The 25,019-nt window shown below is 47.7% G+C and carries 20 protein-coding genes; 8 read left to right on the forward strand and 12 right to left on the reverse strand.

The window, feature by feature from the left end; genetic code table 11:
* The first annotated feature begins 43 nt into the window (after positions 1–43).
* From Q4Q46_RS02935 to Q4Q46_RS02950, 4 genes are all read left to right on the forward strand, one after another.
* Positions 44–1,570: a Re/Si-specific NAD(P)(+) transhydrogenase subunit alpha gene (locus Q4Q46_RS02935; protein WP_107402554.1), complete on the forward strand. Its 1,527-nt coding sequence runs from the start codon at positions 44–46 to the stop codon at positions 1,568–1,570.
* A gap of 11 nt (positions 1,571–1,581) precedes the next feature.
* Positions 1,582–3,066 (forward strand): Re/Si-specific NAD(P)(+) transhydrogenase subunit beta, encoded by a 1,485-nt coding sequence (gene pntB / locus Q4Q46_RS02940; protein WP_311905174.1) that lies wholly within the window; start codon positions 1,582–1,584, stop codon positions 3,064–3,066.
* 219 nt (positions 3,067–3,285) lie between these two features.
* A complete protein-coding gene (locus Q4Q46_RS02945; protein WP_311905175.1) occupies positions 3,286–3,666 on the forward strand; it encodes a hypothetical protein in 381 nt (126 codons plus the stop codon).
* Between the two features lie 231 nt (positions 3,667–3,897).
* On the forward strand, positions 3,898–5,220 hold the full coding sequence (locus tag Q4Q46_RS02950) for an alpha/beta hydrolase (RefSeq protein WP_311905176.1): 1,323 nt from the start codon (positions 3,898–3,900) through the stop codon (positions 5,218–5,220).
* Positions 5,221–5,307: 87 nt separating this feature from the next.
* Here the strand turns inward: Q4Q46_RS02950 and Q4Q46_RS02955 are convergent, their stop codons facing one another.
* The 4 genes from Q4Q46_RS02955 to hldE all read right to left on the reverse strand — a co-directional run bounded on the left by Q4Q46_RS02955 (position 5,308) and on the right by hldE (position 8,934).
* The gene (locus Q4Q46_RS02955) at positions 5,308–5,892 is read right to left on the reverse strand and encodes a hypothetical protein (protein ID WP_311905177.1); all 585 of its coding nucleotides are present in this window, start codon (positions 5,890–5,892) and stop codon (positions 5,308–5,310) included.
* A gap of 156 nt (positions 5,893–6,048) precedes the next feature.
* A complete protein-coding gene (locus Q4Q46_RS02960; protein ID WP_106649592.1) occupies positions 6,049–6,528 on the reverse strand; it encodes a TetR family transcriptional regulator in 480 nt (159 codons plus the stop codon).
* Positions 6,529–6,679: 151 nt separating this feature from the next.
* Positions 6,680–7,507 carry a hypothetical protein gene (locus tag Q4Q46_RS02965; protein ID WP_311905178.1) on the reverse strand — a complete coding sequence of 276 codons (828 nt, stop codon included), beginning with the start codon at positions 7,505–7,507 and terminating at the stop codon, positions 6,680–6,682.
* Positions 7,504–8,934, reverse strand: coding sequence for a bifunctional D-glycero-beta-D-manno-heptose-7-phosphate kinase/D-glycero-beta-D-manno-heptose 1-phosphate adenylyltransferase HldE (gene hldE / locus Q4Q46_RS02970; protein WP_311905179.1), 1,431 nt, complete (start codon positions 8,932–8,934; stop codon positions 7,504–7,506). The genes Q4Q46_RS02965 and hldE overlap by 4 nt, the downstream gene beginning before the upstream one ends.
* A 103-nt stretch (positions 8,935–9,037) precedes the next feature.
* Between hldE and Q4Q46_RS02975 the strand changes: the two genes are divergently transcribed.
* The gene (locus Q4Q46_RS02975) at positions 9,038–9,964 is read left to right on the forward strand and encodes an LpxL/LpxP family Kdo(2)-lipid IV(A) lauroyl/palmitoleoyl acyltransferase (RefSeq protein WP_311899023.1); all 927 of its coding nucleotides are present in this window, start codon (positions 9,038–9,040) and stop codon (positions 9,962–9,964) included.
* Between the two features lie 91 nt (positions 9,965–10,055).
* Here Q4Q46_RS02975 and Q4Q46_RS02980 read toward each other — a convergent pair whose 3' ends face one another.
* Positions 10,056–11,786 carry a potassium/proton antiporter gene (locus tag Q4Q46_RS02980; protein WP_006082903.1) on the reverse strand — a complete coding sequence of 577 codons (1,731 nt, stop codon included), beginning with the start codon at positions 11,784–11,786 and terminating at the stop codon, positions 10,056–10,058.
* Positions 11,787–12,706: 920 nt separating this feature from the next.
* Here Q4Q46_RS02980 and Q4Q46_RS02985 point away from each other — a divergent pair.
* Positions 12,707–13,621, forward strand: coding sequence for a L,D-transpeptidase family protein (locus Q4Q46_RS02985; RefSeq protein WP_006082904.1), 915 nt, complete (start codon positions 12,707–12,709; stop codon positions 13,619–13,621).
* A 94-nt stretch (positions 13,622–13,715) separates the two neighbouring features.
* On the opposite strand, the gene Q4Q46_RS02990 is transcribed toward Q4Q46_RS02985, so the two are convergent.
* Positions 13,716–14,543 carry an N-acetyl-ornithine deacetylase gene (locus Q4Q46_RS02990; protein WP_311905180.1) on the reverse strand — a complete coding sequence of 276 codons (828 nt, stop codon included), beginning with the start codon at positions 14,541–14,543 and terminating at the stop codon, positions 13,716–13,718.
* Positions 14,544–14,760: 217 nt separating this feature from the next.
* Between Q4Q46_RS02990 and Q4Q46_RS02995 the strand changes: the two genes are divergently transcribed.
* Positions 14,761–16,179, forward strand: a complete 1,419-nt coding sequence (locus tag Q4Q46_RS02995; RefSeq protein WP_311905181.1) for a M16 family metallopeptidase — start codon at positions 14,761–14,763, stop codon at positions 16,177–16,179.
* A complete protein-coding gene (locus Q4Q46_RS03000) occupies positions 16,176–17,834 on the forward strand; it encodes a M16 family metallopeptidase (protein ID WP_311905182.1) in 1,659 nt (552 codons plus the stop codon). Before Q4Q46_RS02995 ends, Q4Q46_RS03000 begins: the two co-directional genes overlap by 4 nt.
* Positions 17,835–17,864: 30 nt before the next feature.
* Here Q4Q46_RS03000 and Q4Q46_RS03005 read toward each other — a convergent pair whose 3' ends face one another.
* The 6 genes from Q4Q46_RS03005 to Q4Q46_RS03030 form a co-directional block, all read right to left on the reverse strand.
* Positions 17,865–18,545, reverse strand: a complete 681-nt coding sequence (locus Q4Q46_RS03005) for a response regulator (protein ID WP_310802759.1) — start codon at positions 18,543–18,545, stop codon at positions 17,865–17,867.
* 100 nt (positions 18,546–18,645) lie between these two features.
* Complete coding sequence (locus tag Q4Q46_RS03010) at positions 18,646–20,259, reverse strand: ATP-binding protein (protein WP_311905183.1); 1,614 nt, start codon at positions 20,257–20,259, stop codon at positions 18,646–18,648.
* Between the two features lie 15 nt (positions 20,260–20,274).
* Entirely contained in the window at positions 20,275–21,795 is a 1,521-nt protein-coding gene (locus Q4Q46_RS03015) for a tripartite tricarboxylate transporter permease (RefSeq protein WP_300476397.1), read from the reverse strand.
* A 2-nt stretch (positions 21,796–21,797) separates the two neighbouring features.
* The gene (locus tag Q4Q46_RS03020) at positions 21,798–22,265 is read right to left on the reverse strand and encodes a tripartite tricarboxylate transporter TctB family protein (RefSeq protein WP_006082912.1); all 468 of its coding nucleotides are present in this window, start codon (positions 22,263–22,265) and stop codon (positions 21,798–21,800) included.
* 10 nt (positions 22,266–22,275) lie between these two features.
* Positions 22,276–23,229, reverse strand: a complete 954-nt coding sequence (locus Q4Q46_RS03025) for a tripartite tricarboxylate transporter substrate binding protein (RefSeq protein ID WP_006082913.1) — start codon at positions 23,227–23,229, stop codon at positions 22,276–22,278.
* A 12-nt stretch (positions 23,230–23,241) separates the two neighbouring features.
* Positions 23,242–24,522: an OprO/OprP family phosphate-selective porin gene (locus tag Q4Q46_RS03030; protein ID WP_311905184.1), complete on the reverse strand. Its 1,281-nt coding sequence runs from the start codon at positions 24,520–24,522 to the stop codon at positions 23,242–23,244.
* Positions 24,523–25,019 lie beyond the last annotated feature (497 nt).

The raw sequence follows: 25,019 nt of genomic DNA on the forward strand, positions 1-25,019 counted from the left end.
GCACAGCAGGCACAACGATTATATAAACCATCAGGGAGTAGTCATGCAGATTGGAATACCGAGAGAAAGTCTCGCCGGTGAAACTAGGGTCGCCGCGACCCCAGCCACCGTTGAGCAGCTTAAAAAACTCGGCTTTGAAGTTGTTATTGAGGCCAATGCGGGTCAACTGTCAAGCTTCGATGATGCAGCCTTTGAGGCTGCAGGCGCGAAAGTGACAACTGACGTTTGGCAAGCCGATCTGATTTTTAAGGTCAATGCGCCAAGCGACGCCGAAATCGAACAAATCAAAGACGGAGCAACTGTCGTCAGCTTTATTTGGCCCGCACAAAACCCTGAGCTGGTTGAGAAGTTATCTAAACGCAAAATCAACGTGATGGCGATGGACATGGTGCCTCGTATCTCCCGTGCCCAGTCACTCGATGCCCTCTCCTCTATGGCCAACATTGGCGGTTATCGCGCCGTTGTTGAAGCCGCGCATCAATTTGGCCGTTTCTTTACCGGTCAAATTACCGCTGCCGGTAAAGTGCCTCCCGCTAAAGTGCTAGTGATTGGTGCTGGTGTTGCTGGTCTTGCCGCTATTGGTACTGCTGGCTCACTGGGCGCCATAGTGCGCGCCTTCGATACCCGCTTAGAAGTGGCCGAGCAAATCGAATCCATGGGCGGCCAGTTCCTTAAACTGGATTTTGGTAACGAAGAAGGTGGCTCATCTGATGGTTATGCTAAAACCATGTCGGATGAATTTATTGCCGCCGAAATGGCGCTGTTTGCTGAGCAAGCCAAAGAAGTCGATATCATCATCACTACGGCGCTGATCCCCGGCCGTCCTGCGCCTAAGCTCATCACCAAAGCCATGGTCGATAGCATGAAGCCAGGTTCAGTGATCGTCGATTTAGCCGCTGCAACGGGCGGTAACTGCGAATACACGCAATCGGGCGAGCTGTTTGTCACCCCGAACGGCGTAAAAGTGATTGGTTATACCGATCTACCCGGTCGTCTGCCCGCGCAATCGTCACAGCTTTACGGCACTAACTTAGTCAACCTGATGAAGTTAATGTGTAAAGAAAAAGACGGCACTGCCAGCATCAACTTCGATGATGTGGTCATGCGCAACATGACTGTGATTAAAGAAGGTGAAGTGACCTTCCCGCCTCCACCGATTTCGGTTTCTGCGGCGCCAGCAAAACCTGCTGCGAAAATAGAACCTAAAGACACTACCCCGAAAGCGCCATCTAAGCTCAAATTCGTACTCGCCGCCTTAGGCATCGCCGGATTTGCAGCAGTGGCATCGGTTGCACCGCCAGAGTTCCTGTCCCATTTCACGGTATTCTTGCTGTCCTGCGTCGTCGGCTATTATGTGGTGTGGAACGTATCCCACTCACTGCATACGCCTTTGATGTCAGTCACTAACGCGATTTCGGGCATTATCGTGGTCGGCGCCCTACTGCAAATCGGTCAGGGTTCAACTTTGGTCACTGTACTGGCGTTTATCGCCGTGCTGATCGCCAGTATTAACATCTTCGGTGGCTTTACCGTCACTCAGCGCATGCTGAAGATGTTCCGTAAGGATTAAGGGGGTTTAACGTGTCTCAAGGACTGGTAACAGCAGCTTACATTATTGCCGCCATTCTCTTCATCTTCAGTCTCGCGGGACTGTCGAAGCAAGAGACGGCAAAACACGGCAATTTATTCGGTATCTTAGGTATGGCAATCGCCCTACTGGCTACCATTTTCAACCCTGATACTAACGGTATTGCGTGGATCTTAATCGCCATGGTGATTGGCGGCGCGATTGGTATCCGTTTAGCATTAAAAGTCGAAATGACTGAAATGCCTGAACTGGTTGCCATCTTGCACAGTTTTGTTGGTATGGCCGCGGTATTGGTGGGCTTTAACAGCTTTATCGACTTGCATCCACAGGAAGTATCGCAAGTCGTCGTGGCTGTCGGTGGCGATATCAATACGACGCTCGCCGCAGTGCACGATGCCCTAAGTGAAGCAGCAAAAGCTGCCAGCAAAGAGCATCTCACTGGCGCCATGCTTAACATTCACTTGGTCGAAGTCTTCCTCGGGATCTTCATCGGTGCGGTCACCTTCACAGGTTCTATCGTGGCCTTTTGTAAGTTACGTGGGCTGATGTCATCAAAACCTTTGATGCTGCCACATCGCCACAAGTTAAACCTAGTGGCAGTACTCGTGGCCTTCGCCCTGCTGGTTTACTTCGTCCAAACGGGCGGCACTATGCCAGCTCTGCTGTTGATGACGCTGATCGCCTTCGCCTTTGGCTGGCATTTAGTCGCATCCATTGGCGGCGCGGATATGCCAGTGGTGGTGTCTATGCTGAACTCCTACTCAGGTTGGGCAGCGGCGGCAGCGGGCTTTATGTTGTCGAACGACCTCTTGATTGTCGTTGGCGCATTAGTGGGTTCATCGGGTGCAATTCTGTCTTACATCATGTGTAAGGCGATGAATCGCTCGTTTATTTCTGTTATCGCAGGTGGCTTTGGCACAGATGGTGTAGCCTCGACTGCCGATGAAGAAATGGGCGAATACCGTGAAACCAACGCCGAAGATGTGGCGGATATGCTGAAAAATGCCACCTCTGTCATTATCACCCCAGGTTACGGCATGGCAGTGGCACAGGCGCAATATCCAGTGGCTGAAATCACTCAAAAGCTACGCGATCGCGGCGTAAAAGTCCGTTTTGGTATCCACCCAGTTGCTGGCCGTCTACCCGGCCATATGAACGTACTGCTGGCGGAAGCGAAAGTCCCCTACGATATCGTGCTGGAAATGGACGAAATCAACGAAGACTTTAACGACACCGACGTAGTACTCGTCATTGGTGCCAACGACACGGTTAACCCTGCGGCAATGGAAGATCCAGGTAGCCCAATCGCAGGCATGCCTGTGCTCGAAGTATGGAAAGCACAAAACGTCATCGGCTTTAAGCGCTCGATGAACACAGGTTATGCCGGCGTGCAAAACCCACTGTTCTTCAAAGAAAATACCCAAATGCTGTTTGGGGATGCAAAAGCCAGTGTCGAAGCGATTTTAAAAGCACTTTGAGTCTGATGTAATTTCAGCAGAGTGGCAATCGCTTAGGCGAAACACCCTGTTTCAATGATAAAAGGGAGCTTAGGCTCCCTTTTCATTTCACATTTCTTTAAGCCTTTTAAGCTAGTCTCCGCGCCCATAGGATGTGAGGCTTTACATGCCCACAATCCACATCGTTTTCACAGGTCAAAATGCGAAGTAGAATCTAACGCTATTTAAAGGAAAGAATGAATGTTGCTTGGACTGTTTATCCTGTCTGGCGTATTAATCAAAACCTCATTACTCGGGCTTGGCTGGATATCGATTGCCATCGGCCTCAGTGGGTATCTGTTTTGTCGCTGGTTTCATTTCAATTTGGATATCAAACTGATTGGGAAATTTAGACGCCTTTTCATCACAGCTGCGGCTCTGCATCTTCTGGTCTATATCGGCTTAATCACTAAGCTTTTCCTTATCGACAGCTTAGAAGACTTGCCCACATTTCTGATAAGTCACTTAGTGTTTCACCACATCATCAGCGCCACAATTGCTGCCGTATTAACTTTTATGGCTATTGGTATTTATCTACTGCAACAAAAAATAAAAACGCCTTACCCGCAGCAACTTAGGTAAGGCGCTAAATGACCTAAGTGCCATTTAAGCCACAGTTAACCCGTTCACTCTGTTCTATTTTTACTTACAATTTATGCTGCCTGTGCACGCAGACTTATCTTTTCTATTTACGCTGGATCAGTTAAAACCATTCAGGGGAATCGATAATTTTCCTGCAAGTCTCTAAACATCCCCTAAACCATAACGTAGAAGATTCTCGATAGGCACCTCAGAATCACAAGGATCACCTCAATGGACTGCAAACTGAGATTATATTTAGCCCTTAGACACCAGATTAATCGCATCGCCTTGTTAGCGTGCATTTTCCTTATCTCACCAGTTCAGGCTGAGAATAGTCCGACTCACACAATGCCAGTATCCGAGAGAAGCAGCTTAGTTTATGGTCAAAGTTTTACCCATAACTCCAATCTATATAACGCCGAACGTCGCTATATGGTGGCGCTGCCTGAACGCTATCACGCGACCCAACGTCAGTATCCGGTGTTCTATATCATCGATGGAGATTTTCAATTTCGCCACGTATCAGCAGCGGTCAACAATCTCGCCCGCGTCGGTAAAATCCCACCAATGATAGTGGTCGGAATTGCATTACAAGGCCAAGCAGATTATATAAAAAGCACCACGTGGGCGGCAGAGGATAATCCAGAATATGGTGGTGCAGCTTTGTTGCAGAGTTATTTAGCTCAGGAGCTCATTCCTTTAATCAATCAGCAATTTCGCACTTCAGGTAACAATGCCTTGGCAGGATATTCTCTTGGGGGCTTATTCACCTTGTATAGCATGATGCAGCAGAATACGCCCTTTAACGCCTATCTTGCCATGAGCCCAAGCGTTTGGTTCGACAACTACAGCAGCAACGCCCTGTTCACTCAATATCTCAAACAAAAACAGCAGGACAAATCTAAGCTGCCGCCCTTGTTTTTATCTGTAGCCAACGAACAAGGTATGGGCGTGGTGGAGATGGTCGATGCGATTAACCCCATAGCAAGCGAGTTAGTTGCAAATCAACAGTGGCGTTGGCGGTTCCAACAGTTTCCGGATGAAAACCACTACACTACAGCGATGCCTGCACTATTAGATGCTCTGGCTTTTCTTTCACCTCAGTATTTTATCGACCTTGATGAGCTAGTGAAATTGCCAAAGTACGCCGATGTATTCGATTTATTTGCCGCTAAACAACAAACTTGGGCAGGATTTCAACTCGAATGGTTACAGGCTTATACCTTCGCTAAATATGTGTTTATTTCAAAACAAGAAGGGCAAATTGATCAACTCCTAAAAGATGCCAAACAGCAATTACCAGCATCTTATACCGAATTATGTATTGGGCTCGCGAAAGTCTTTATTTATAAACAACAGGCTGATAAAGCGCAGCAAATATTACTCAGTGCAAAAACAGAAGGTGAGCTAAGCGCCGATTGGCAGCAACAGATGAGCCTAAGCTATGTCGCACTCGGTAATAAAGATGCTGCTCTAAAAGCACATCAACGCGCACTCTTCCTCGCGAAATCACAAGGTTTAGAAAGTTGGGAATGGTGGGAACTGGCACCTTAGCGCATGCAAATACTTCAAGCACTGTTAAAGGGCAAACGTGTCCTTTAACAGTGCTTAGCTAAGGCCAACATCGACTTTATAAATGGATTAATCTACAGCAATGTCGTTATCGTTAAGCTCTTTTGACAGGGTTTCATAATTCGTTTTAAGCTTCGGCAAGGTATCTTCTTGGATCTTACTCAGTAAACTTTGCAGTAGGCCCTTGCCGTAGGAAACACTGTAGTGGCGGGTTTCAATATTACTGATGATCTGCTCAGACTCTAAATAAAAACGACGAATATCGGACAAGATATGACTCGGCGTCTCTAGGGCATTGGCTGAATAGCGCATATTATCCCAAACAAACAGCCCCATTTGCGGGCGCATTTTCACTAAGCTATTACCGCTCACCGTTTCAACCGTGTCGACATAACGGCTCAAAGTGGCCACGTTGTCACTCACTTCATCATAGAGCGCGTGGCGCAGATGATAGTTGTTTTGCATATTACTTAAGTTATCGAACTTAATCGCCTGCGATAAACCTTCCTGCGCGGCTAAATACACACCGACAACCGTCGCAATGATCATAAAGACCTGACTCACCCAAAAACTGGTTTTGATGAGCTCTGTATTATCGAGCTTGATGTTACGTTTGGGAGCATCGGCGGCATTAGGGCTAGGGTTCATGTCCATATGTGTATCCTGTCAAATCAAGAGTAAAAAGCGGTATAACGCAATAAAGGGCCTATCTTACATGACAAAAGGATGAGTTTCCTCAGTAAAAATCACGATTTCCCCCCATAAAAAAGGAGCCATCGGGCTCCATTTTTATATTTGTTGGTCAGTCTTTTATGCTGCTTTTGCCACATCAAAATTGGACAACAACATCATAGCAGTACGGCCTATTAAATGGTTGATCGTGCGATCACCCGCTAAGCCTAACTCAGCAATCGCTTGTTGACGTGCTGTGCTCACAGCTCTAAAGAGAGTGATTTCATTGTTGGCACCACCGCAAAGACTAAAGAACAGTCTCAATACTGCGCGGTAATGCTCTTCCTGCATAGCCTGCATCCATGATGTTTCTAATGCCTCTTGGCTAGAAAAATCCAGAGCCGCAACAAATAGATTACCAATACGGCTATCTAAGCGAACGAGAAAATCGCTCTTGCGTGGAAAATGGTGGCTAATACCTGTGCGGCTAATCCCCGTTGCTTCAGATAACGTGGTATAAGACATAGTCTCAAAGCCGATAGTCAAAATTTGTCTTAACGCTTCATCCATAATCTGATTTATGGTTTGCTCAGTTTGTACTCGCGAGCGCTTAGCCATAGTAAAGTCTCCCCTCTTATTTTTAGGGGGAAAGCTTACCAAAGCCGCTCAGGGATTACTGCTGTTCACTCGGCTGCAACCAGCGTATTTCGCTTTTGTTCAGCTAGGGTTCAGTTTAAAACAGGCTTAAACATAGAATTCATTAACACCTTCATAACATTGAATTTTGTACCAACCAGTTATGCGCTTTTTCCTCGCCCATGAGTAAAACGAAGGTGGGTTGTAGATAATGTCCAAGTTCGGCTTTTCGCCAAAATAGATATTCAGGAAGGGGTTGCAACACACTCGCGCCAAAAGTGCGTTGCATTAAGCTCGAATACTCGCCTAATAACCTCGGCGCTAATTGCTCGGCTTTAGGATAAAAATCCGCCAAAAAATCCCGATAATCGGCAAAACTCGCCACGTGAGCCACCTTATAGCGGCGCAACACTTGTATCATCATAGGCGAACTCCAGTGCGACAAGTATTGCGGACTTGTTAACGCATCGAGATTGCGTCTATGGTATTGCTGCCATGCCAAGGTAAAATCACCTCGCTCCCGCGCGACACGCCAAACCAGATAGATATCGGCTAGCCATTCATGCTGATATGCGCTCAATTGAATCGGTAACACTGTCCCTTGCAGGGCGAGGTTCTCCAAATGACCGAGCTCATGCCATAGGGTTAATTGCGGCTGTTCGAGCAAAGGTAATTGATAGGTCACTAGATCGACACTGGCTAACTGCACTTGCGGCGACTGCAACTCGTTGACTAAGACTAGGCCCGCTATCTGATTGTCATCGACGGGCATGACCATAGCACTTCTGCGGCCTAAATCGCGCCTAAATTGATCTAACGTAGCGGGCAGCTGCGCCAACACTTGCTTAGGCAATAATGCCAAGCAAGCGCCAAGCTCTGGTAAAGGGCAAATCAAAGCCTGCTTATCGGCGATGGGCGTCCAAGACAGGCTAGATGCGAATACCAGAGCAACTAAGCTCACTGATTCGCCATGATATTTTGAATAATAGCCGTGGTCGAAATGCCATCCTCAAATCCCAGCACTTGCACTTGACCGCCAGCGGCAATCACTTCATCGCCGCCTGCGATATCTTCAAGCTTATAGTCGCCGCCTTTAACCAGTAGATTTGGCAGCAATCGAGTAATGATGCGCTGCGGCGTATCTTCACTAAAAGGCACCACCCAATCGACAGAAGCTAAGCCAGCGAGCACGGCCATACGACGATCCACCTGATTGACCGGACGCCCCTCACCCTTAAGACGTTTAACCGAGGCATCATCGTTTACTGCAACAATCAAACGATCGCCCAAAGCTTTCGCCTGTTTGAGGTAACTCACGTGGCCCGCATGCAAAATATCAAAGCAACCATTGGTCATCACCACACGCTCACCGCGCAGTTTGGCTTGCTCTAATGCATAGGCGAGCTGATCTTCACTCACCACCCCAAAACCCGATTCTCCATGATGCAAAGCCAAAGCTTCAATAAGCTCAATGCGGCTCACGGTAGAAGTGCCAAGCTTACCAACCACTACGCCAGCGGCGGTGTTCGCAATTGCGCAAGCCTGCGGTAAATCGGCGCCCGCGGCCAATGAGGTTGCTAAGGCCGAAATCACAGTATCGCCAGCGCCGGTCACGTCATAGACTTCACGGGCAACGGTAGGAATGTGCAGCTCGGGCGCATTAGCGGTCACTAAGGTCATGCCCTTTTCAGAGCGGGTGACTAAGATGGCATCGAAATGATGTTGCTTAAGTAAGCCACGGGCTTTTTCCAGCAGATCCGCTTCTGAGGTCACAGTGCCAACAACGGCTTCAAACTCGCTCATATTTGGGGTAATTAATGACGCGCCATGATAACGACCAAAGTCACTGCCCTTAGGATCGACTAATACCATCACACCTTTCGAACGCGCTAAAGCAATAAAATCTCGCGGCTGATCGATAGCGCCCTTTGCATAGTCAGATAGCACCACGACATCGACAGAATCGAGTAAGGCCTCGGATTGTTTCAGTAAACGCACGCTATCGGCCTTGTCGAAGGCTTCTTCGAAATCGAGGCGGATAAGCTGCTGATTACGTGATAACACCCGCAGCTTAGTGATGGTTGGTTTATCAGCAATACTTAACCATTGGGGTTCAACCCCTAAGGTTTGCACGCCAAGCGTTAAGGCATGGGCGGTATCGTCTTGACCGACGAGCCCAGCAAGTTGGACTTGCCCCCCTAAGGTCGCGATATTGAGCGCCACGTTGGCCGCGCCGCCGGGTCTGTCTTCGACTTGATTAATCTTCACCACAGGTACGGGGGCTTCAGGGGAGATACGTCCCGTAGGGCCAACCCAATAGCGGTCTAACATCACATCGCCGACGACTAACACTCTGGCTTTTTCAAATGCTGGCAGAGAAACCTTCATAGTGCTCTTATCTTTATGCAGAAATTAAACCGTGATTGTACCTAATTTTCAGTAAAAATTGAGTTAGAATAAGCAGTAATTTTCAAAAGTAGTGAGTATTTTTGTGGTCGAGAAAGCCGAGTTTTCATCTTCTTTATATCATCCTAAGCATTGGCCCATGTGGTTTGGCGTATTTTTAATGCGCTTAACTCAGCTTCTACCGCTCTCTTGGCAGATGAAACTGGGTAAAGGTTTAGGGCGCTTAGTGATGAAATTTGCTGGCAGTCGCACTCATACGGCGCGCCGTAACTTGGCCCTATGTTTCCCTGAAATGTCAGAAGCACAGCGAGAAGCACTACTCACGCGTAACTTTGAAGAAACGGGCAAAGCCATTTTCGATACCATCAATGCATGGTGGTGGTCCGATGAAAAAGTGCAGCAGCACATGAGCATCACAGGCAAAGAACACGTGAAAGACACCCTCGATGCTGGCCACGGTGTTATCCTGTTTGCAGTGCATTGTTTACCGCTGGAAATGGGCGCACGTATCTTCGGCCAATTCCAACCCGGCGTGGGGGTTTATCGCCCACACAACAATCCTGTGATGGAATACCTCCAAGTTAAAGGCCGTTTACGCTCGAATAAAGGGCTTGTTTCAAAACGCGACTTGCGCCAAATGGTGCGCTGCCTGCGTAATCCCGATGTGATTTGGTACACGGCCGATCAAGACTTTGGCCGATCAAGCGCGGTATTTATCCCGTTTTATGCTATGCCAGATGCGGCAACGATTACGGGTGCCACCACGTTAGCCAAACTCGGCAAAGCCAAAGTCTTACCCTTTTTTGTAGAACGTACCGAAGGTGATGAGGGCTATCGAATTGAAGTGATGCCACCGCTGGATAATTTCCCCGGCGAAGATGAATTAGCCGATGCCATTCGCGGTAACAAGATTATCGAATCCATCATAGATAAAAACCGCGCCCAATATATGTGGTTGCATCGCCGCTTTAAAACCCGTCCAGATCCAACGGACAAGTCGTTATATCAATAAACTCAATTAGCTTTGAGTACAAAAATGCCAGCAAATAAGCTGGCATTTTTTATGGTGACTTTCGATGGCAAGAAGCATCTAGCGCATGGGATTACAGCGAATGCTCGGTCGGTAAACGAATACCCACGTTAGTAACTTTGCCTTCATACAGCCCCGCCACCACCCAATGCAACGACTGCCATTGGAACTGATCGCCCAGCACTGGATTTGCACCAAGCTGTGACACCACCAGATCGGCGACTGTCATATCGTCGGCGAGATTATCTAAACTCAAGCCATAAATTGGTGCGAGATCCGCAAGCTTAACATCTGTTTCAATAAAGAAATCACCGAAGAAACGTTGCACTTCTTTATTTTCAGGCGCTTGGCTAAAGAGGTTACTCAAGGCTTCTAAACTTTTCTCCTGACCCAGCACACAGAGTATATCTCCCGCTTCGAGGCGAGTACTGCCCGACGGATGCAGTAAAGTGTCATTCCTAAATACCGCCGCAATCCGTGTTCCATCAGGCATAGCTAAGCGTTTTAGCGGCTCACCAATGCACCACTTACTTTCACTCAAACGATAGACAAACACTTCCCATTCGCTGCTCGGGTAAATTTCAACTCCCGAACGCGAAACGGGCAACGGCTTTGGGGGCAGTTCCACCTTAGCTAAACGCGCCGCAGTGGTCAAAGACGCACCTTGAACCAGTAACGATACTAGTACAACGAAGAAGGCTAAGTTGAAGTACAACTGAGCACCCGGCAAGCCCGCCATCATAGGGAATACCGCTAAGATGATAGGTACAGCACCGCGTAGTCCTACCCACGAAATAAACCAGCGGTCGCGACTGCTGAAGCTCTTAAAGGGTAATAGACTGATCCACACAGCGACAGGACGGGCGAATAGAATCATCCCGAATGCCAGTGCAAAACCTGGGATCAGGATATCGACTAAATCAGAAGGGGTAAGCAATAAGCCTAATACCAAGAACATGCCGATTTGGCTGACCCAAGTCATGCCATCCAGTACGTTTAAAATCGCATGGCGACCACGGGTCGGCTTATTGCCGAGGAAAAGCCCGACTAAGTAAATCGATAAAATGCCACTGCCGCCGAGTTTGTTAGACGCAGCATAAATAATCAGACCACCGCTTAAGACTAAAATAGAGTACAGGCCGTCGGCTAATTTGCTCAAATTAACCAGCTTCCACAGCATCCAGCCGCCGCCTAAACCTAAGCAAATACCCAGACCAAATTGCTTAATAAAGCTGATAAACATAAAGCTGAAGGACATCTCAGTGTCCACATTGGCGAGAATCGCAATCAGCGTCACGGTTAAAAACACCGCCATAGGGTCGTTACTACCGGACTCGATTTCTAAGGTTGCCCCAACCCGCTCGTTGAGACTGCGCCCTTTCAATAAGGAGAATACCGCGGCGGCATCGGTCGAGCCCACAATCGCGCCCACCAGCAAACCTTGCAACCAATGCAAGTCAAACAGCCATGCGGCCATCATGCCAGTGATACTGGTTGTAATAGCAACGCCAAAGGTCGCTAGCGATAATGCAGGCCACAGTGCCACCCTAAAACTGGCGACACGGGTACGCATACCACCATCGAGTAAGATGATAGCAAGCGCTAAGTTACTGACTAAATAAGCGGTGGAATAATCATCAAACAGTATGCCGCCAGGGCCATCTTCACCGGCCAAAATACCCACGGCGAGGAAGATTAAAAGAATCGGGATACCCAAACGGGAAGACATGGGACTGAGTAAAACACTCACTGCAGTTAGCAAGGCGCCAATCAGAAAAAAACTATTGATGGAATTTGCATCCACAAACGCCTCCTTATACAGGTTGTTTAGTTAAACGATAGACAAATCACCGAGGTTAAAAATGACTCAACTTACAATTTTATGATTTTATATTAGCACAAAAATAGCGAATTATTGGAGCGTTAAATATTAAATTTCAATCATCTACATAGAAAACGCCATAAATGTAACTTTGCATTAACCTTGAGATAAAGGCTAACGTAAAACCTAAAGAACCGCAGAACATTTTCACACGACTTATAAAAATTAAAATAAATAAATATCAGACAGTTAAAAATAACAAACTAAACGTAAACTTAAATCATTCAAGCAAAATTAAGCTCATAAACCTGTATAAACTAGGGTTATCATAGTGAATTCAGTACCAGACAAAACAATGTCGACTGAAACGGCGAATATTCGAACATCACCCTCAAGCCGATTGTTTTCACTCCATTTATCCGACAATCGGCTCAGCTAGGCGGACTTTGTCAGGTTGAGCATCACCCCGTTAGAAAAGTACTTTAAAAAATCTCGCAAACGCTGTTTTCGCAAAACCAATCAATTCAGCCACCCTTAATTCGCCATCAAAGAAGACACTATGCATAACGCCAACATTTTAGACTGAGCGATCACCATAGAAGCGTTGCAACACAGCAGCTTAGATCAGGGATTTGCAGCACATAGGGCAATTGTACAGACACAGGTTTTAACGATAAGCCGAAATACTGACAATCTTAGTCGCCGATGAAAACCGTTAAAACAAAAATTAAGCGATAAATACGCTGTACGGATCATATTTCAGTTGAAATAATGTCCAAAATAAGGAAGGATGCGAGCTTCGCGCGCCAGTGCATTTTGCTCGTCAAATTGCCGCTCTCGTTTTAAGAGAGAAAGCTGCGTTAAACACGCTTTTTTATTAACAGGAATCGTAGTATCCGCTTATGAGTATGCTTCGCACCACAGCTTTATTATTGACTTTGGTTTTCCCTAGTCTGTCCGCTTTAGCAACGGAATATCCTTTACCAGCCGCCCAAAGCAGGCTAATTGGCGAGAACCAGTATTATACGGTTCCAGAGGGTAAACACACTCTCGAAGATATTGCTGCCAAATACCAGCTCGGTCTCAGTAACTTACTCGAAGCTAACCCAGGTGTAGATCCATTTCTGCCAAAGCCAGGTAGCCAACTGTTAATTCCATTACAACTGATCCTGCCTAACGCTCCCCGTGAAGGCATAGTGATCAACGTGGCCGAAATGCGTTTGTACTACTATCCAAAAGGCAAAAAGACAGTTGAAGTCCTGCCTATTGGTATTGGCCAGATTGGTAAAGACACGCCAGAAAACTGGGTGACCTCAGTACAACGTAAGCGTGCCAATCCAACTTGGACACCGACGCCACGCATTCGTAAAGAATATGCTGCTAAGGGTGAAATCCTGCCAGCAGTATGGCCAGCGGGTCCAGACAACCCTATGGGACTGTATGCACTGTATATCGGCAACTTGTATGCGATTCACGGTACTAACGCGAGTTTCGGTATCGGTTTACGTGTGAGCCAAGGTTGTGTGCGTTTACGCCATGAAGATATCGAGCACTTGTTCAAGAATGTCCCAGTGGGCACCCGCGTACAATTCGTGAACCAGCCGATTAAAGCAACCGAAGAGCCAGACGGTAAGCGCTACTTAGCCGTGCATCAACCTCTGTCTCGCACTGTGGCTGAGTTTGAATCCAATGAGCCAGTCGCGATTTCATTACCTAGAGATATCGCCAAGTTTATCGCTAAAGCTGACACTAATTCTTCTGTGATCAAAAAGCTGCTCGATGAACGTACTGGTGTGCCGATGCGAATTAATCAATAATTCACTGGCAAATATCACCTAAAAAAATACCCGCTATCAGCGGGTATTTTTTTGTCATTTATTAGATGATTAAACACCTAATAGAATAACAAGATCAATCACATAAAGGTGCACATAGGGCCAAGAAGTGAGTCATAGCAGCACTGTTTGCCAATACGCGTTGGTCGAAGTTTTGCAGCGCAGGCGTTTCAGTACAAGCACCGACACGGGCACCGCTTCGCACTAAACACGCTTCAAACGACGTATCGAAGTGATTGAAGATCAAGCCATCCTTCACAGGACACGCATCAATCTCGCCATCCACAGCAATCGGGAAATAACCGCCTAAGGTATCGCGCAAATCGAGGCTAAAGCGTCCTGGCACTTGGCTTGGCTCAAAAGAATACACATAGGCTTCACGGCTCAAGACATCTTCGTGGCAAGTTAAAATACCGTCACGGCAAGCGGCAATCAGTAACTGCGCATTATCTAACAACAACTTACCTTCCACCGACGTATATTCGTTGGCTTTAGGTTTACCATTCTCAAATACAAAACCGCGATTTGGATTTTCACCGTATTTGTTAAATCTATGGCCGCGGCTGAATCCGGTTGGATTAACGAGGGGCAATAAACTCAAGTTCACCCGTTCAAATAGGTCTGCTGAAGCTTCACTCAAAAAATGTAGCAAACCCCAAGGACCTGCAGATTCTTCGCCATGAAATCCTGCGCTGATCAATAAAGAAGGTAAGCCTGACTTAGCAGCGGGAGACTGATACAAGCTAACCTTGTATTTACCGACTTCACCCAAATTCTTCTCAACCATGCCCAAACGGGTCATTTCCTGCTCAAGCAGCAGATAAAAATTATCAATATCAGTGCTTTCACAGTTAAAAATATCGCTTTTCCACTGAAAGGATTCGAACGGGGATCTGCTTACCATATCTTGTACTTATGCCAGAAAAAGAACTGTGCCATCATAGCAGTTCTTTTTAAAAACTGAATGCTATTCAACTGATTTCGATGAAATCCGAGCAGTCGCTAACCACATCGCAATCGGTATCGATACCTGTTGGTGGGTTAATCGCCACTTGGTAACGGCATTCAGCTTCGATGAGTTATTTAACGAATTCAAAAAATATGCTCGGCAGGATGCACTTATGAGAACTCACATCGCCTTTTTTATCGCCCTTGCGACCAGTGCTTTTAGCAATTCGCTGCTGGCACAATGTCGCGCCGAGCATGATGCACAAGCCTTATACGCGCTCGAAGCGAACCTAAAAACCTACACCCTCGAAAATGGCCTGACGGTGCGGTTACTGCCCATGGCTGATAAACAGACAGTTACAATCGCCAGCCAATTTAATTTAGGTGCCCGCAACGAAGCCCAAGGTCAGAGCGGTTATGCCCATCTGTTTGAGCACATGTTATTTAAGGGCAGCGAAAATGCCCCCGGCGATACCTATGCCCAGCAGCTCAGTGCCTTAGGTGCACGTTTTAATGCCAGCACACATTTTGACTACACCAATTACTATGTGACGCTGCCAAGCCCAGCATTAGAACTGGGGCTGTATCTCGAAGCCGACCGCTTTATCCGTCCAAGCCTTAATGCCACTACCGTTAAAAATCAGCAGGAAACCGTACTGCAGGAAATGGCGCAAACCATAGATAATCAGCCCTATGTCCGCAGCGCGATGGCGTTCTTACTCGACCAAGTGAAAGGCACGCCCTACGGCCACGGTATTATTGGTAGTCGTGAAGATATCTTGCAAGCCACACCTGAAAGCCTAACCGCCTTTCACCGTGCTTATTATCGCCCCGACGCGATGCAGCTTTCCCTTGTCGGCAAGTTAAGTCCACAAACCCTGCAATGGATTGAGCAAGATTTTGCGACTTGGCCTAAACCAGCGACGACTGAACCTAGATTCACTGAGTTGAACATCCAGCCTAAACAAGTGCATGCTGAGTTAGTTGATGAACGCGGACCTTGGCCTGGATTACTGCTCGCTTGGCATACCGTAGGTAAAGATCATCCCGATGCGGCAGCGATTCAACTGCTCGAAGGCTATTTATTTCAAAATACCGCCAGTGCAATTACTAAAATGAGCCAGCATAATCCCGCGCAGATGCTCAGTTATTCCCTGCCCTTTGAATTAGAAAATCATGGGATTGCCAATATTGTCTTGGTTCCTCGCGCTCGCACTTCACTCGATGCCTTAGTGGAAAAAGTACTCGGACTTGTCGCACAAACACAGCAAGAGACTCTGGATGAAACCAGCCTGTGCGCACTTAAACAAGTGTGGTTAAACAATCGATTACAACAACTCAGTGATACTCAAACATTAGCCACGCAGCTTTCGGCGACCTCAGTTCAAGATAAAGACCATCCCTTTAGCGCGCAGTGGCAGCGGATCAATGCTGTCACGGCAGGCGATATCCAAAGAGTCGCAAAACAGTATTTTACTCAAAACTATGTACGGGTCGACCTATTGCCACCTTGGTATATTCGCTGGGGAAAAACGCTGCTGGAATGGCTGCCTGGTGATATGAGCGACAGCCTAGAGGATGCGGTATTATGATTAATCTAACTGCGACTCACGGACGACCTAAGCAACTACAAGGCTTAATGTGCGGCGTTGTGGCGTTATTACTGAGTGCCTGTCAGCAAACGCAAATCGTCTTTACACCGACTGAACCACCGAGCTTAGCGAGCTTCAACACGCCCTATCCTTTAGACAATCATTTACCAGAAAGCGGCATCATCATCCCCGCAACGGATCCAATGTTTAGCGATGAAGTTCATACCGAGTTGGATTTACCCTATCAGTTACATAGACTTGCTTCAGTGCAAAGCAATCATGATCTAAACAGCAATTGTCTAAGCACTCATGCTCTAAGCAGTAACAGTCTAAGCAACAGGATCAGTTTAGCGGCGATAAGTCCGCAGGCTCCCTTCAATAATCCCGATATTTTACAGATTGCCTTACAAGAGAAAGCCCGCGCACTGGCGATTAGCCTCGCAGATCCCTGCCTTGAGACCTTCAGTATTCGCGTTAGCTTACACAGCATAAATCTAAGCCTCACCTGCCCCGACGATGTTAATCATATCTTCGGCTTGCTAGTGCAATTTTGGCAGCCAAATACCTTTGTTGATGCGACAACCGCCCCCGTCGATATTGACAATATTCGCCGTCAACTCAAGCTCAATAAGCACTTGAATGCCTTTAGTGGCGCAGAGATAGATAAACTGTGGCGCGAGAAATTGCTCGGGCCTGAACATCCCTACAATAAAGTACTCAATAATGATGCACTGTTCGATTCACTTAACCTAAAGCAGCTGCAACAGATCCAGCAGCAGGCGGCATCGCAAGCACAGTGGCATCTGTTTCTACCCAACTCGCAGGCTAAAAACGTCGAGTTTGATCTTCAAGCCAGCATCAAACTGTGGCCTCTGTTGACGACATCCTTTCCTAAATCCTTGTCTAAATCGTCACCGCAAGCAGATAAGCGAGAAACAACCACACCTAAGCAAACCCAAAAGATTTTCCTTATCGATGCGCCGGGCAGTGTGCAAACTCAAGTCCGCCTAGGCTATCGCATAGACTATCGCATAGACCATTCCATAAATCATGCCATAGGTCATACCGTAGATAGTGAATTAGGCGATATGTCCGAGACGAGTCAACTCAGTTCACAGGAAATAGCCTTAAGCTGCCGCAGTTTATCCGCGCTGATGGGACGCAGTTTTTCGGGCAGACTCTATTATGATTTGCGGGAAAAGCGCGGCCTCACCTATGGCATTTACGGCCAGTGCGCCAATGCACCGCTGTCCAGCAGCATCAAGTTCTATGGCAGTACAGCCGTAGAACATACGGGCGCGTTTGTGGTGGGCATACTTGATCACCTCGCGCTCGTTAAAACCCAAAGTGCCAGCCAAGGCGAAATCAATGCACTTAAAACCTATTTGATAGGTGAGGATTTACTCAGCCAAGACAACAGCATTCAGCGTGAAAACCAATATCTCCAACAACTTGCGACAGGATTAACTCAAGTTGATGTGCAAAAGCTGAATGCAGAGTTGCAGGCGCTAACGCCAAAAAGGCTGCAGCAGTTAGCCAACGGGGCGTTTAGCGGTGAGCCATTGATTATCTTGCGGGGCGATATCGATCGAATAATCCCAGACTTAACCTCTAAGCTGCCAGAGTGGCAGCTTGAAAGGGTCAAGGTGGACTAAATTATGAAAGCTAAAAGCTGAATAGTAAGACTAGCGCACTCTGTGGTAGCAACGTTCGGGGCGACCGATGGAACCATAACTCTGATCCGCCGCTAACTCGTTACATTCCAACAAAAACTCTAAATAACGCCGCGCGGTAGAACGGCTAACGCCTAGCTTCTCACCCACCATTTGCGCTGTGAGTTTATCTTGTGGCTTAGTATCAAACACTTCACGGATTTTCTGTAGGGTCAATTGATCGACCCCCTTTGGCAAACGAGCGGCAGCCTTGGTCGTCCCTGTCGGCACTTCCATAAAGGCATCGACCACGGATTGAGTCAGCTCTTCTGTGGCAGAAAGTTTGAGCTGGCGGCTCTCGAATCGACTCAAGGCTTGGTCTAACCTGCTCAAGAGTACAGGTTTCACCAGAAAATCGAACACCCCTAACTGCATGGCTTTTTCTAAAATCTGCACTTCTTTGGCCGCAGTGAGCAATACCACTTCGCTGCGTATCCCTTGGCTGCGTAATTCTGCTAGTAAATTCAAACCATTACCATCTGGTAAATACACGTCTAACAGTAAGAGGTCAGGCGTGATAGCGCCCAGTAAAGACCGCGCCGTGCAGATATCGCTCGCCATGCCAATCACTTTATAACGATTGGTCGAGAACAAATATTGCGCAACCAAATGGGCGACTTCGACTTCATCCTCGACGATGATCACTGTATGCATTAAACAATACCTACTTCAGGCAGAAGTTCAGGAAACAAATACGGTGCGGTTAACTCAGCAACACGCGCAACTTGGTCCGCAACAATCATGACGGTATGCATTAAACGGTACCTACTTCAGGTAAAGGTTTAGTGGGAATATACACAGAAAAACGCGCGCCACCTAAATCTGAGTCGGCAAACTCTAAGCTGCCATGGCAGGCACACAGGTAAGTATTAACGATATACATGCCCACACCGTGCTGCGCCCCCTGCTTAGAGCTGTAATCTGGATCGAATATCGTACTGTACTCGGTTTTAGAAATCCCATCGCCACTGTCTTCCACATCAAAAATCAGGTTAGAGGCGGTTTCATCTAAGGTCACGACCACGCGGCGGGGCTTATGATTGTTCGCCCTGTGCACGGCCTCAATGGCATTATCGATAAGATTGCCCATAATCGACACCATCCGCTCTAGCATAATGGCGTCTTGAACATCGCTGAGTTGACTATCTGGGCTGATTTGAAACTCAATATTGAGCTCTTTCGCCTTGTGATACTTACCCAAGAGTAATCCCGCGATCGTCGGCTCATGGATTTGCGACAGTAATAAATGGATTTGAGCCTGCCAACCTTGGCTTTCTTGACCGATAAATTCGACCGCTTTGTCGTAGGCTTTGAGCTGTAATAATGCGCCTAGGGTATGGAGTTTATTCGAGTAATCATGGGTTTGCACTCTGAGCATTTCGGCAAACTCTTGTACTTTTGCCAGTTGTTGGCTCAAGCGCTCAATTTCATCGGCGGGGCGCATCGTCAGCAGCAAGCCATCATTTTGATCCCGTACCTGAAACGGCACCCGCGACATCACCAGCCATTGCTCGTTGGCAAATAACTCGAATCCCCTGATGGTTTTGTTTTGATTCGTCAATAGAAAATCGGCGTGCTGCGGCAATAAATCACTCAACATCAGAGTATTAGGTTGGCAGGTCGGAGATAAGGCTAAGATCTCCCGCGCCCTTTGATTCAACTTGCGGATACGGCCATCGGCATCCAATGCCACCACGCCCATTCGCACTGTGTTAAGAATCGCGTCCTGCTCGACGAATAAACGGCCAATTTCAGCAGGTTGCAAGCCGAACAACATTTCCCGCACTTGCCGTCCCATCCAAAAAGCCACCAGCACGCCCATCAATAACACCCCTAGGACTGTCATGATGATTTCAGGAATACGTTTATCGATTAACGCGCCCACGGACTGGCTCAAAAAGCCCACGGAAACCAAGCCGATAATTTGGCCTTGCTCGTCAAGCACTGGCACTTTACCGCGAATAGAGCGACCTAAACTGCCCTGCGCCTCGGAGATATAAGACTCCCCTTCTAATGCCGCTTGGCTGTCACCGCCCTCCATCTTCTTGCCAATTTTATTTGAATCTGGGTGCACGATACGGTATTTATGGGTATCGCCCACCACGATAAAATCGGCCTTAGATGCTAGACGTATTCCTTCTATCGCGGCCAGCAATTGGGGGCTCGAATGCCCAGTCTGCAAAGCCGTAATCACATCGGCCCGTGTCGCGACCGCATGGGCCAGCCCTAATGCCTTAGCGCCCGATTGCTCAGTAATACTGCGACTCAAAATTTGATAGCTGATGCCGCCAAATAAGGCGCACAGCAACAAACTCAGGCAAGTCACCCCACTGATTAACCACGTTTCTAAGCGCTTAGGGCGTCTCATTAGTGTACCTTTACATTAAGAGGCTTTCGCCAATTTATCACTACGATGACTACGAATAAAACCGAACAATGGCACAGCTAGCATAGCAATTGCCACAATCAAGATAGTCAGTGTTAGCGGGCGTTCCCACAGGAAGCTCAAAGAACCATCGGAAGCGATCATAGCACGGCGGAAGTTACGCTCAATCATATCACCGAGGATGAAGCCCAGTAGCAGCGGCGCCATTGGGAATGCCAGCAAACGTAGCACCACAGCGACAATCGCAAAACCTATCATCAAGAACAGATCGAAAGTGTTAAACGAGACCAAATACACCCCAATCAAACTGAAGAACAAAATCATCACAGTCAGAATCGACTTAGGCAAAGCCAGCACTTTGGCAAAATAAGGGATCAGCGGTAAATTCAGCACCAGCAGAATAATATTGCCGAAATACATAGAGATAATCACAGACCAAAACACGTCTGGACGCTCTTGCATCAACATAGGGCCAGGTTGAATACCATAAGCAATCAATGCACCGAGCATGATGGCCGTGGTACCCGACCCCGGAATACCTAAGGTCAATAAGGGTACAAATGAGCCAGTACAGGCCGCATTGTTAGCCGACTCAGGCGCCGCAACACCGCGAATCGAGCCCTTACCAAACTCATCGCGTTTCGCGCCGCGGGATAAATTACGCTCAGTGCCGTAGGCCATAAAGCTGGCAATCGTTGCGCCTGCGCCCGGTAATACCCCAATCAAAAAACCAAAAATCGACGAGCGACCAATCACAGGCGCTATCTCTTTCACTTCCTCTTTGGTTAAGCGAGTGCTACCAATAGGCTGCGCTGAAAAGTTGATGTTTTCTGTCGACTTCGGCGGCTTAATCACATTCATTAACGCTTCCGACAGGGCAAAAGTTGCCATAGCGATTAACAGAAAACTGATGCCATCGAGTAAATCTGGCTGACCGAAGGTGAAGCGTTCCATCCCCGAGAAAGGATCGATCCCCACTGACGAGAGCAACAAACCTAAGTGAGTCATCATCATGGCCTTGAGGAAATCGCCACGATTCGAAAACGCTGCAATGGCCGTCAAACCGAGGAACATCAAGACCACATAATCGCCCGATTGAAAGCTCAGAGATACTTGCGCTAATAATGGCGCCGCGACCATCAACATGATGGCGCCGATAGTGCCGCCGGTAAACGAAGCATAGGCCGCAATCGCTAATGCTTTGCCCGCCATACCTTTTTGCGCCATCGGATAACCATCGAATGAGGTCGCAACCGTTCCTGCTACGCCCGGTGCGTTGATCAGAATTGATGATGTCGACCCACCAAAAATAGCGCCGTAGTACACGCCCGCCATTAAAATCATGCCTGAGCTGGGGCCAATGCTGTAAGTCACAGGGATCATCAGAGCGATCGCTGTGATCGGCCCTAATCCCGGCAGCATACCGATCACTGTGCCGACCAAGCAGCCTAAGACCACATACATGAGGTTTTGCAATTCAAACGCGGTCGATAGACCAATAAACATTGCATCGAACATAGTTAACTCCAAAGAGAACCTGAGGCCAAGTAGATACCTAAGACTTGCGTCATCAACACCCAGAACACCAACACCACGGGCACAGAGGCGAGCAGCAAAATCTTAAAGCGGCGCTCTCCCATCAACCAAAATCCAGCGACCAAAAACAATAAGGTAGCGACAACAAACCCCAACGGTTCGAGTCCGGCGGCATACAAGACCATCAGCACAATCAGCGCCGCGGTTTGTTGTAAGGCGGCTTTTGTCAGCAGCGCCCCCCGCTGTTGAACCGTGTTTCCTTTCAGCAAGACGGCAACCAGAGAAAACAGACTAAACATCAATCCCATGGCAGCATAAATCTTCGGCATAGTGGAAGATGTCACGACTTCAAATTCTTCAAACGGCAATAAGGGAATTTGCCATGCCAGCACGCCATATCCGGTAAACACGGCGACAAATAGCAAGGAACCAATCAGATCACGATTCAACATCTGTCACTCCTTACTTAATAAAGCCCAGTTGCAACATAGTGGCTTTAAGCTGTTGCTCCTGTGCTTCCAATGACTTAATGAATTCGGCTTGGGGTTCAAACAAATTGATCCAACCATTACGGGCACGCACTTGTTCCCATTCTGGCGTCTTAATCAGCGCCGCAAACTTGGCCACATACTCATCAACTTTGGCTTTAGGCGTATCGGGTGCCGCAAAAAAGCCGCGCCAGTTAGTAAACGTCATGTCATAACCGAGAGATTTAATCGTCGGAACCTCTGGATGCTCGGCAACGATTTCAGGTGCCGTCATAGCAAGGATCCGCCCTTGACCACTGCCTGCAATTTCTAACGCTTCACTGAATCCCGTCGACAATAAATCGACTTCGCCCGAGAGTAAGCCAGCCTTAGCTTGACCACCCGCATCGTAGGGAACATAACGTAAACGACCGCCATCTAAGCCCGCCGCCGCAATCGCTTGCGCCGCAACTAAGTGATCCATACTGCCGCGCGCCGAGCCGCCAGCGATATTGAATCTTTGTGGATCCGCCTTAAAGGCCGCCAACACATCGTCCCAGGTTTTCAACGGTGAATCGTTACGTACCACAAAGGCACCGTAATCGGCGACTATGCCTGCAACCGGCGTTAAATCACGATAACTAAACGGGATTTGTCCTGAAAGTGCACGGAGCACAATCGGAGTCGAGTTAACCAGTAAAATATCGCCCTGTTTGTTTTTCGATTTGATCATAGAGGCAATCGCACGACCGCCACCGCCACCCGAGAGGTTCTCAAAAGAGGCATTACCATCGATTTTCGACTTCACTAAAGCTTCACCGACGCCGCGCGCTGTGGTATCCCAACCACCGCCTGGACCGCCAGGAATGATAAAGTGGATATCAGCACTCGCCATGCCAGAGGCACCGAGTAACAGCGCACTCATGACTAAAGATTTCATTTTCAACATGATTCATTACTCCTAAAACACGTATTGCAAACGGGCAGCGAAGGCATCGCCCACATCTTCATTGCCGACTAAGGCAATCGTGCCTGCGCCATCGACGGAAGAATGGATGTAGTTAGCCATCACTTTGATTTTTGGATTGAAGTAGTAAGACACGCCTAAGGTGTAGGTCTGAGCTTTAGTGCCTTGGAAGTCGGAGCTCGCATCCACGCTAGAAAAACGTGCCGCCAATTCCCATGCATCGGTTACGCCCTTAGGCTGGGAAAACACCGCGCTGCCCTTGGAATAGCTGCGCTGTTCACCCGTTAAGAAATAACTCGCCTGCAGGTAATACGCCTGATAACGCTCACCATCGAGCACTGACTGAGGATCTTGAGTCGTTAAATTACGCTGAGCGTATTCGCCTTGTAGTAACAAAGCCTTATGTTGAAATGCCAGCTCTAAACCCGCTTGGTTTAGATTATCAATCGCTGTGGTTTCACCACCGGCGACATAGTTAATCAGGCGAGTATTAGTCTCGCGCAGTTCGCCGCGAGCAAAGCTGGCTGACAAGTCATCGCCGCCCATTTGACGCGCTGAGTACCACAAGCCAGCATGCAGCACTTGGCCCGGTTCTTTGGCCTGTGACCAAGTCACTCGCGAGCTCAGGGCATAGTTCAAATCATCGATTTCATCTTTGCCATCGCTACCAAAGGCATCGTTTTTATAAACACCCAAGGCGTAACGTAAACCTGTGCTGGGGAAATATTGATAGGCAGAAACACCCCAGCGGAAGTACGGTGACATAGTATCGGCGAGGCTAGAACGTTCGATCAGCGCAATGTGATTACTGCTGGTGAGCGCATCAAGGCTGATATCCTCACGCAACTTACCAAATTGCAGTTTAGGGCCATTCTCAAAACCCGAATAACGCATCCGAGCCATGACGATTTCAGCGGTATTTTCAGCAAACTCAAGCAGTAGCTTGTAATCCCAATCCTGTAATTCGCCTTCAACAAAGGTACGGACTCTGCGGGGGAAAATATCCTGCGCGCTACTGCCGTTATGTTCGGCGTTATAGGCACCATTGAAGAGGTTGTAATCGAGTTGAATGCGACCACCTATCTCAAAAGCTGACGCGCTAGGCTTAGATGAAGTCGCAGTGGCATTCGCTGCCTGCTGTTGTTTTAGCTGGTTAACTTCTTGAGTCAATTGGGTGAGTTGTGCTTGAAGCTCTTGTGGCGTTAAGTCTTGCGCATTCGCAAAACCAGTAAAGGCCACAGCGGTTGCCGCGGCAAGTAAGGTCAATCTAGGCATCAATGCCTCCTGTATTGCAGTCTGCCATTCCCTGTGGGAATGCCTGTGTTATTAGAATTGTGTCAGGTCTGTGACGGACTACTTCCTCGCCCAGAGGATGAAATGTATCGTTAACATTTCGTTAAAGATATTTAACGCACTTAATCTTCATTAAGGGACTTAAGGTGACTAAAAATCATAAAGTTCATGAACAAAATGAACTTAACTCAAGGGAAATGGCTTGAAGTGCACAAAACGGGTAAGAATGAGAGATAACTCAATGAAAATATGACAGGAATATTAGCGGACGCTGAATGTTAACAGATGAGTGAAATAGCATAAAAATAGGATGAATTTACCCTTAAAACGTTAAACCAAGCATAGAAACCATCAATAAAAGCAAAGCGCCGTTAAGCGCCTCAGAGGGAACTAGCATCAATACTTGAAGGGATATTGAGTAGGATTGAGCTGGATTTCGGCGATAAGCATTAGCAACGATGAGCAAATAAGAATAGTCG

It is taken from the genome of Shewanella vaxholmensis (genome assembly GCF_031932135.1).
GTDB classification, from domain to species: domain Bacteria; phylum Pseudomonadota; class Gammaproteobacteria; order Enterobacterales; family Shewanellaceae; genus Shewanella; species Shewanella hafniensis.